The 10358-nt window shown below is 31.9% G+C and carries 9 protein-coding genes; 6 read left to right on the forward strand and 3 right to left on the reverse strand.

Going from position 1 to position 10358, the window contains the following annotated elements; genetic code table 11:
* Nucleotides 1–68 precede the first annotated feature (68 nt).
* Nucleotides 69–1073 carry an FAD:protein FMN transferase gene (locus B4E59_RS11560; RefSeq protein WP_219033868.1) on the forward strand — a complete coding sequence of 335 codons (1005 nt, stop codon included), beginning with the start codon at nucleotides 69–71 and terminating at the stop codon, nucleotides 1071–1073.
* A gap of 360 nt (nucleotides 1074–1433) precedes the next feature.
* Nucleotides 1434–1943, forward strand: coding sequence for a class I SAM-dependent methyltransferase (locus B4E59_RS11565; protein WP_312067386.1), 510 nt, complete (start codon nucleotides 1434–1436; stop codon nucleotides 1941–1943).
* A gap of 125 nt (nucleotides 1944–2068) precedes the next feature.
* Here B4E59_RS11565 and B4E59_RS11570 read toward each other — a convergent pair whose 3' ends face one another.
* From B4E59_RS11570 to B4E59_RS11580, 3 genes are all read right to left on the reverse strand, one after another.
* Complete coding sequence (locus B4E59_RS11570; protein ID WP_221854295.1) at nucleotides 2069–3643, reverse strand: S41 family peptidase; 1575 nt, start codon at nucleotides 3641–3643, stop codon at nucleotides 2069–2071.
* A gap of 33 nt (nucleotides 3644–3676) precedes the next feature.
* On the reverse strand, nucleotides 3677–4276 hold the full coding sequence (locus B4E59_RS11575; RefSeq protein ID WP_219033870.1) for an HD domain-containing protein: 600 nt from the start codon (nucleotides 4274–4276) through the stop codon (nucleotides 3677–3679).
* A gap of 84 nt (nucleotides 4277–4360) precedes the next feature.
* Entirely contained in the window at nucleotides 4361–6439 is a 2079-nt protein-coding gene (locus tag B4E59_RS11580) for a S8/S53 family peptidase (protein ID WP_286495331.1), read from the reverse strand.
* A 325-nt stretch (nucleotides 6440–6764) separates the two neighbouring features.
* Here B4E59_RS11580 and B4E59_RS11585 point away from each other — a divergent pair, with 325 nt between their 5' ends.
* The 4 genes from B4E59_RS11585 to radC all read left to right on the forward strand — a co-directional run bounded on the left by B4E59_RS11585 (nucleotide 6765) and on the right by radC (nucleotide 10344).
* Nucleotides 6765–7292 (forward strand): 30S ribosomal protein S16, encoded by a 528-nt coding sequence (locus B4E59_RS11585; protein ID WP_180905332.1) that lies wholly within the window; start codon nucleotides 6765–6767, stop codon nucleotides 7290–7292.
* 24 nt (nucleotides 7293–7316) lie between these two features.
* On the forward strand, nucleotides 7317–7841 hold the full coding sequence (rimM, locus tag B4E59_RS11590; protein ID WP_280049017.1) for a ribosome maturation factor RimM: 525 nt from the start codon (nucleotides 7317–7319) through the stop codon (nucleotides 7839–7841).
* Between the two features lie 129 nt (nucleotides 7842–7970).
* The gene (locus B4E59_RS11595; protein ID WP_125349536.1) at nucleotides 7971–9653 is read left to right on the forward strand and encodes a glutamine--tRNA ligase/YqeY domain fusion protein; all 1683 of its coding nucleotides are present in this window, start codon (nucleotides 7971–7973) and stop codon (nucleotides 9651–9653) included.
* 91 nt (nucleotides 9654–9744) lie between these two features.
* A complete protein-coding gene (gene radC, locus B4E59_RS11600; protein WP_291053138.1) occupies nucleotides 9745–10344 on the forward strand; it encodes a RadC family protein in 600 nt (199 codons plus the stop codon).
* The last annotated feature ends 14 nt before the right edge of the window (nucleotides 10345–10358 follow it).

Below are 10358 nucleotides of genomic sequence, written 5' to 3' on the forward strand. Positions count from 1 at the left end.
AGCTTGTCGAGGTATCTTTAAGCTTTATACTTTTCGATAAACTCAGAATAACAAATGAATAAACCAAAATGAAATTCATTCTAAAAAATATATTCACTTTTATACTATTGTATGTTCTAACTCCGATGAATGCTCAAACGGTTGGAGTTAGAGATACAATTTTAATGGGAAGTAAATTCAAAATTACATTGGTTGATTCCGATTCTATTTCCGTTGAAAAAAACATCAATAAAGCAATTGATGAAATGATTAGAATTGAGAATTTGATTTCTGACTGGAAACCAACTTCGCAAGTTTCTCTTGTCAATCAAAATGCAGGAATAAAGGCGATAAAAGTAGATCGAGAAGTTTTTGACTTAACAAAGCGTGCGATTTATTTTTCGCAACTAACCGATGGTGCTTTTGACATTAGCTTTGCGGCAATGGACAAAATATGGAAATTTGATGGTTCAATGGAAAAGATTCCAACTCAGGAAGAGATTTCAAAAGCCATCGAAAAAATCGGTTATCAAAACATTATTTTAGATGAAGAAAATTCAACAATATTCTTAAAAAAAGCTGGAATGAAAATCGGTTTTGGTTCAACAGGAAAAGGTTATGCAGCACAAAAAGCACGAACTTTCATGCAAGACTTAGGAATACAAGCGGGTATAATTGATGCTTCTGGTGATATGACAACTTGGGGAAATCAACCAAATGGAGAACCTTGGAAAATTGGAATTACAAATCCATTTAATCGACATAAAATGTTGGATATTCTCTCAATGAAAAATGCTGCTGTTACGACTTCTGGTGATTACGAAAAATTTATTTTGATTGATGAAGTTCGCTATTCACACATTATTAATCCCAAAACTGGTTATCCTTCAACAGGATTAACAGGGGTTACAGTTATTGGGACGGATGCTGAAATGTGTAATGGTTTTAGCACTTCTATCATGGTTTTAGGAAAAGAAAAAGGATTGAATTTTATCAATCAACAAAAAGATTACGCTGCTCTTTTGATTACAGATAAAGGAAAAATTATTCGTTCAAAAAACTACAAGAAGATTAAACGAAAACTTGAGAAATAACACTTAAAAATGGTGATTTAGATATGCAGTTTCAACGTAAAAATGCTCCTTACAAAGAAGTTTCTGAATCAATTTTATTTATCCAAAACAGCACTTTCGCAATATCAATAATTTAGCTTAAATTATTTAAGTGTATAATAACCATTATATTTAGTAAAAGGTGTTTTTTATAGAAAAAATAGACTCAGTTCTGTAATTTTTGTTATGCTTCATTTTAAATAAAAAGTCGAAATTGCACCTAAACAAAATACAAAAGCTATGAACGACAATAAAAAATCTCATTGGGAACATATATATGAAGTAAAAACTCCAGAAGAAGTGAGTTGAACACAAGAAAAACCAGAAACTTCTTTAAATTTTATTCATTCTTTTGGAGCTGATAAAACAGCTAAAATTATTGATATTGGTGGTGGAGATAGTAAGTTGGTCGATTTTTTATTGGAAGAAGGATATGAAAATATTTCTGTTTTGGATATTTCTGCAAATGCGTTGGAAAGAGCAAAAAAGCATTTAGGAAATAATGCAGAAAAAGTAACTTGGATTGTTGCTGATATCACCGAATTTGAACCTACAGAACAATACGATATTTGGCACGATAGAGCAGTTTTTCATTTTTTAATAGAAGAAAATGACATCAAAAAGTACCAAAATTTGGTCTCGAAAGCTGTAAAAGGAAAAATGGTTATTGGAACTTTTTCGACAAATGGACCATTAAAATGTAGTGGTTTGGAAATAAAACAAAATGATGAAACGTCGTTAACCTCAACTTTTGAAGCTAATTTTGAGAAAATAGAATGTTTTACAATTGATCATAAAACGCCATTTGATACGATTCAGAACTTTATTTTTTGTAGTTTCAACAAAAAATAAAATGCGTTAGGGATAGTAGTGGAAATCCTTTTTTGTAGACGCGGTGTCTACAAAAAAGATTGTAACGAATAGCCCGCTCAAACGCTAAAAATATAAAAATCATCTCCTTAATTCAGGAGATGATTTTATATTTTTAAAGCTTTATTGTATTCGATATTTCCTTTTTTAATATCATTTAAAATCCATTTCAGTTCAGCATCCGTACGCTTAATTTTATCTTGCAAATTAGGTTGAATAACTTGGTTTGGATAAACACCATGCGCCTGTTCATCTCGCTTTTCAATAGGAGAAAGATAAACTGTACCAACCGAAATTTTGAGTTTGGAATTGGGCAACGTAAATTTTGGCATCAACCCAGCAACCGTTCCATTAAAATCTCCTCCCGTTTCTTCACCTACAAAAAATGCTCGATTTTTTAGTTGAAGATTAGCCGAAATCAACGCCGAAGCAGAGTAAGAACCACCATTTATAATGACATACAAATTGTGGTGATACACGAGCTCTTTATCTATTTTGACATGCGAAAAAGGCATGTGCAATTCGTATTCATTTTTAGCATTTTTTGACGTCGAAAAATAAGTATAACCCGATCCCAACCAAAGCAACGGATAGGAATAAACGGGAAAAAGATTGTACAACGACTTGCCAAAAGAGGTTTTGTTCGCGACGATTTTTTCACCTAAAAATGCCTTGGAATCATCGACCAAATAAGCGTATAAATAGTGCGAATCTTTTAGGTAACCACCACCATTGTTGCGAAGATCAAGAACTAAATTTTGAACTTTATGATTCTTGATATCCGTAAAAACCTCTTTATATAGTTCGCGTATTTTTCCTTTCCTGAAATCAGTTACTTTTAACACCGCAATCGTACTGTCGTTCGTAGGAAAAGTCAAATCTTTGGAATAGGTTTTGGAACTTTTAGAATAGCCGTATTTCTTTTGTTTTATCCTAACTTTTCGCTCAACTTCTTTCTGCTCTTTTGTAATTTTTGGTAGTTCTGAAATCTTATCATTTTTAGGTTTTGGATAGGTACGAAATGTTTTTTTTCGGATGATTGAATTCCCCATTTTAAAAGTTAATTCAACCGAATCTTTAATTCCATTTTCTAAAGTAAAATAATTGAGAAAAGTTCGGTTAAAGACATTATCCGAAAAAGTTTGATTTTCACCATCTCCATAAATACTTTTTTTATATTTATCGTATAAATACTTTGTAGAAACACTATCTATATAAAGCAAAACTGAACCTTGATTAATCGGATTGATTTTACTGTAATCTGTCACTAAAAAAACTGAATCATTTTGCCAAAAAAAACTATAATCACTAAAAGCAGATTTAGATTCTTTGTATTTTTTTTCCTTGCTCTTTTCTAATCGTTTATATATCGGATAAATATCTGTATGACCATGTTCTAAACTTTCGAAAATCGGAAAAAACTTGACATAAAAATCATTTGGTTTCAATGGTTTATCAATTGACTTTTTAAGACTATCAAATTTATAATCAATTTGTTCTTGAGAAGTATATAAATCTAATTTTGGATGATATCTTTTTAGTTTTTTATAAACAAAATCTACATCTTTTTTCAATTTATTCGCAGGAATCTCTTTATCAATATCTGCATTATATTTCTCGACAGAAGCACAACTGCATATCAATAAAAGTGACAAATAAATTAGAGTAAATTTTAGTTGCATTAAGGATAATTAAATGAATAATAAGTTACAATATTATTTCACTTCTTGATAAAATTCTTCGATAAAATTTTCCATATACTGATGACGTTTTAAAGCAATTTCTTTTGCTGTTTTGGTATTCATCAACTCTTTTAATTTAAATAATTTATCATAAAAATGTTGCACGCTAGAAGCGTCTTTCGAATTATCGTACGGATTATATAAAATACTACCTACACTTCCGCCATATGCAAAACAACGCGCAATACCAACCGCTCCAATTGCATCTAAACGATCAGCATCTTGCACAATTTCAGCCTCGATAGTTGTTGGTTTATTTCCTTTACTAAATGAAACTTGCGAGACTATTTCCAATACTTTCTGAATTGATTCTTCCTCTACATGAATTGATTCTAAAAATTTTCTAATTAATTCCTCCGATTTATCAACTCCATTATGCAATTTATAATCACCGATATCATGTGTCCAAGCTGCTAATTCAACCAAAAAAGAATCTGCATTTTCAGTTTCTAAAATCTTCTTCGCATTTGTCACCACACGTTCTATGTGAAAATAATCGTGTCCTGTTCCTTCATCTAAAAAAGTTTTTTTGATATAAGCTTGTGTCTGAATAAGTATTTCTTGTTTGTTCATTTTTTAATAATCTATTTCACGCTAAAATAAAAAACTTCAATAACAATGTTATTGAAGTTTTAAATTAATAGAAAAAATACTGTTCTATTGTTTTACAATTTTCTTAGAAACCGATTGTTTATCTGTTTTGATATTAATAATATAAACACCTGTCGGTAAATTTGAAATATTAATTTGTTTCTTATCCGAAGACGAAACTTTTTTTCCGGTCATATCAAAAATATCTACAACTGTTATTTTTTCAGTTGTCTGTACATTTACAATATCTTTTGCTAATGTTGGATAAACAGAAATCGATTTATCAACAGCTAACTCATCTGTATTAAGAGCTCCAGTTGTTCTACCTGTTATCAATACAGTAACATCCTGATTCTTTTTAACTCCTGCGTTATCTATTAAATTTCCTTTATTTGAAATAATAACTTTATATTTTGCTCCTTTTGTTGGAGTCTTTATAAGAACTTGTTCATAATTATCTACTGTATTATCTCCTTTGATTGCAGGACCAGTAACATTATTTAAATCTAATTTCCATGGAAAATAAGTAACATTTGTAGAACTTTCTACTACTCTTAAATCAAAATCATTAATCAATCTTGAAGACTGATTATAAAATAAATCATTTATATTTTTAAAATAAGCTGCTTCTGGGTCTATCCAGGAAATACTTGCTTTCAAAGGTGTTCCATCGGAAGTTATTTCATACACTATATCTGTACCTGAAACTTTTGATTTTCTTTCAAACAATTTTGTATCATCTAATAAAACCTCTGCTGCTTTTTTAGTATTTAATAATCCCCAACCAAAATAAATATCTGGTCCATCATTATCTCCAGCCTCATCAGCAGTATGTAAAAGTAGTGTTTTAGCTTCATCTCCAAAAAAAGTAAATGTAGAATTATTATTTACTAATCTTTGTAACTGAGTCAACATTCCCATTGCCCCCGTCACAATTGGTGCAGAAAAAGATGTACCACTTCCTATAATAAATACATTATTTTGTGTAGGATTTGATGAGTCATATGAAGGAGCAATCAAAGAATCTCCATAAGTAGAAATATCTGGTTTAATTGCTCCATCTTTACGAGGTCCAACACTTGAAAATGTTGCTCTATTATCTTTTGTTAATGTCGTAAATTTATAATCAGTAGTATTCGGTAATTTAACCGCTCCTACAACAATGATATTTTTAGCCAATGACCCCCAACCAATACAATATGCATCATTAATACAATTTTTTGAAGGTATTACTTCCGATGCAGTAAAAGGTGTCCAAATCCCATCTTTGTATTGGAATTTTGGATTAGTATCAGAGGCATCTGGTCCCGAACCATAATAATTACCTGCTGATTTAACAACAATATAATTTGGATTATTATAAACCGTCTTGTCAAAATCAGCATCAGAACTATAATAAGATCCACTCAAAGTAGCACTGGCGTCCTTAACTAAATCTTGATAATTTGTCATATTAAAATACCATCCAGGACCTAATTTATCTGTCTTAGAATAATAATTATCCCATCCTAAATTTACACCATAAGAATGATTAGATAAATTTTCTTTTGCATTTAAAAGCTTCTGTATATTGTTTCCATTTGTTGTTGTATTAAAACTGCTATTTTTTATTTTAGCTTTTGTTAATACTCCTTTAGCTGCATATTGTGGGTATCCATTAAATGAAGCTCTACCTTCGGCTGCAATAAAACCTGATACAGAAGTTGCATGATCAGATATTGCAGTTGCTCCATTTTCGGTATCAAATAATCTGCTTGAATTTCCATAATCAAGATCTCTAAACTCAATATGTGTTCCTAGCGCTGCCCCTCCGTCCATTACTAGTACACTAACATCTTTCCCATTCAAAACAAAACCATTAATACCTTCATTTTGTAACTCAGTAATACCCGCTCCTGTATTTGCTCTAATATCATCAGTTTGGTAAAAAAAAGGTGAATCTTCTATAAAACCTGCGAGATTAGAAATTCCTTTTGATTGATCTACAATTACAGATTTAGCATTCTTATTCTGTAGACTATTAAACTTCTGTTCATTCTTTAATTGCTGCTCTTCCAGTTTTTTATAAAAAATCGCATTATTATCCTGCGCAAAAGAAGCTGACAATCCAAATAATGTAAATAATAAAATAAATGTTTTCTTCATACTATGTTTATTTATGTAATTTTATTCACTAATTATTGAAGGAGTTATTGTTGAATCTCTTATAATTAGTGTATCATTAATTTTAATATGGTCATCATTAATAATCACCGAGTCTATATCATTTTTCTTATTAAGCTCAGTAGAATTGGTCTTACATGACAATAATAATGTAAGTATCATTAATGTTAAATATTTCATGAAATTGATTTATATAAAATTAGAATTAATATCTGAATACTAATTCTAATTCATATTATTATTTTTTTGTATATTTGCACCTCAAATTTGTAAAACGGGACGAGTTCCCAAAATAATTAGTTATACTATGGCTACAAGAATTAGATTACAAAGACATGGTCGTAAAGGAAAACCATTCTTTCACATCGTAGTTGCTGACTCAAGAGCAAAACGTGATGGTCGTTTCATCGAAAAATTAGGTACTTACAACCCAATTACTAACCCTGCAACTGTAGAATTAAATGTTGATTCTGCTGTAAAATGGTTACAAACTGGTGCTGAGCCAACTAATACTGCTAAAGCTTTATTATCTTACAAAGGTGCTTTTATGAAAAAACACTTATTAGGTGGTGTTGCTAAAGGTGCGTTTTCTCAAGAAGAAGCTGACAAACGTTTCGACGCTTGGTTAGAAGCTAAAGGTGAAAAAGTTCAAGCTAAAAAAGACGGTTTAACTTCAGGTGCTGCTGCTGCTAAAGCTGCTGCATTAGAAGCTGAAAAAGCTGTTAATGAAGCTCGTGTAAAAGCTGCTCAGGAAGCTGAAGCTGCTGCACAAGTTGAAGAAACTCCTGCTGAAGAAGCAGAAGGTACAACTGAAGAAGTTGCTACAGAAGAATAATTTTTAAGTTCAGAGACGTTCCAAATGACAAAAAATGATTGCTACTATTTAGGTAAAGTTACAAAGAGACATGGTTTCAAAGGTAATTTAATCATTCACTTGGATACAGACGAACCAGAATTATACGATACTTTGGAAGCAGTGTTCATCGAGCAAGATGGTACACTGGTTCCATTTTTTTTCGAAACTTCTCAGCCTTATCAAGGCACAAAATTATTAGTAAAATTTGAAGATGTTGAAGACGAAGATGTCGACAAATTAATCAATCGCGAACTTTATTTACCTCTAAAATCATTACCAGAACTTTCTGGAACAGATTTTTATTACCACGAAATTGTTGGTTTCACGATTTATGATCAAACAAATACAGAAGTTGGAACGATAAAATCTGTTAACGATTCTGCTGCACAAGCTTATTTTGAAGTAGATGCAAACGGAAAAGAAATCTTAATCCCGATGATTGATGAGTGGATCTTAGAAGTTAATCGTAACGAAAAAGCAATGCTTATCCAAATTCCAAACGGATTATTGGAAATTTATTTGGGGTAACTTATCCATTATAAATCATTTATTTACTTCTATTTTTTGATTGAATTTTTCTAATTGTAAAATCCGGAATTTTCGACATTATATTTATTGTCAATTTCGTACCTTTGCAAACTCAATCGTAATTAAAAAATGGAAGAAGAAAAAAAATCATTGAATTTTATTGAGCAAATCATCGAAGATGATTTAGCCAACGGGATGCCGAAAGAAAATTTACGTTTTCGTTTCCCACCAGAACCAAATGGTTATTTGCATATCGGGCATGCAAAAGCAATCTGCTTAAACTTCGGTTTAGGACAGCGTTACAATGCGCCTGTAAACTTACGTTTTGATGACACTAATCCTGACAAAGAAGAGCAAGAATTCGTAGATTCTATCCGCGAAGATGTGAAATGGTTAGGTTTCGAGTGGGCTGAAGAACGCTATGCTTCTGATTATTTCCAGCAGCTTTACGATTGGGCTGTTCAATTAATTAAAGAAGGAAAAGCGTACATCGACGACCAGTCTTCAGAAGTGATTAATGAACAACGTAAAACACCTTTTGAACCAGGAATTGAATCTCCTTATAGAAATCGTTCTGTTGAAGAAAATTTAGATCTTTTCGAACGAATGAAAGCGGGAGAATTTGAAGAAGGAACACATGTTTTACGTGCAAAAATAGACATGACTTCTCCTAATATGAACATGCGCGACCCTGTTATGTATCGTATTTTGAAACGTCCTCATCACCGTACTGGAGACACTTGGAAAATGTACCCAATGTACGATTGGACGCATGGAGAATCTGATTATATCGAAGGAATTTCACACTCATTATGTTCATTAGAATTCAAAAATCATCGCGATTTATACGAATGGTACGCGAACAATGTGGAACTACCAAATCAACCTCAAAAACCAAAACAACGCGAATTTGCTCGTGGTAATGTTTCGTACATGATTACAAGTAAACGTAAGTTGATGAAATTGGTTCAAGAAGAAGTTGTAACAGGTTGGGACGATCCACGTATGCCTACTATTTCAGGTTTGCGTCGTCGCGGTTATACGCCAGAATCGATTAAGAATTTTTGGAATACAGCCGGTGTTGCAAAACGTGATAATGTATTGGATATTTCGTTATTAGAATTCTCTGTTCGTGATCATTTAAATAAAATTGCTCCTCGTGTTTTTGCTGTTATTGATCCAGTGAAAGTGGTAATCGAAAATTATCCAGAAGGACAAGTGGAGGAATTAGAAATTGAGAATAATCCGGAAGATGAAACAGCTGGAACTCGTATCGTTCCTTTCACAAGAGAAATCTACATCGAACGTGAAGATTTTATGGAAGAAGCGCCTAAAAAATTCTTCCGTTTATCATTAGGAAACGAAGTTCGTTTGAAAGGTGCATATTTCATTAAAGCTGAAAGAGTAGAAAAAGATGCTGAAGGAAATATCACAACAATCTATGCAACTTACGATCCTGAAACGAAGTCTGGAAGTGGAACTGAAGCTTCTAAACGTAAAGTAAAAGGTACGTTGCATTGGGTTTCTGCAACAGAGAATATTCCGATCGAAGTTCGAGAATATGATCGTTTATTTACAGTTGAATCTCCAGATGCAGAGAAAGATGTTGACTTTTTACAATTTGTCAATCCAAATTCTTTAACTGTAAAAGAAGGTTTTGCTGAGCCTGCTTTGAAAGAAGCCAAAGTGGAGGATAAATTCCAGTTTCAACGTATTGGATATTTTGCTTTAGATCGTGATTCTTCTACAGAAAAGTTAATTTTCAATAGAACAGTTACCCTTAAAGATACTTGGGCAAAAGTCAATAAATAAAAAAAACTATTTCATTAAATATCAAGCTCGAACAAATTTGTTCGAGCTTTTTTTATTATATTGTAAAATACAAAATCAATCCCTTATATAAATGGATTACTTAGAGAATAAAAATTCGATAAAAAACTGGAATGAAGATGATCGTCCTCGCGAAAAATTAGCTTTAAAAGGGCGTTCGTCACTTTCTGATACCGAATTGTTAGCGATTATCATGGGAAGTGGAAATCGTGATGAATCCGCTGTAGAGTTAGCAAAACGAATCTTAAATTCTGCAAACAATAATTGGAATGAATTAGCAAAATATTCAATTGTAGATTTATGCAAATTCAAAGGAGTTGGAGAAGCAAAAGCAATTTCGATAATCACAGCAATGGAAATTGGAAGAAGACGAAATTCGCAAGAGATTTTAGAACGCGACAAAATTACTTCAAGCAAAGACGCAGCCATAATTTTACAACAACAAATTGGTGATTTACCAAACGAAGAATTTTGGGTAATGTTTCTCAATCAAGGAAATCGAATCATTAAAACTGAGCAAATTTCACGAGGTGGAATTAATCAAACCGCTGTCGATATTCGAGTAATTTTTAAACGTGCCTTAGAGTTAATGGCAACTGGAATGATACTTTCTCACAATCATCCTTCTGGAAATCTTACTCCAAGTCAGTCTGATATACACATTACTCTGTAACGTCCTGAAAAAAT

Source organism: Empedobacter sp. UBA2044 (assembly GCF_002333005.1).
Classification (GTDB): domain Bacteria; phylum Bacteroidota; class Bacteroidia; order Flavobacteriales; family Weeksellaceae; genus Empedobacter; species Empedobacter falsenii_B.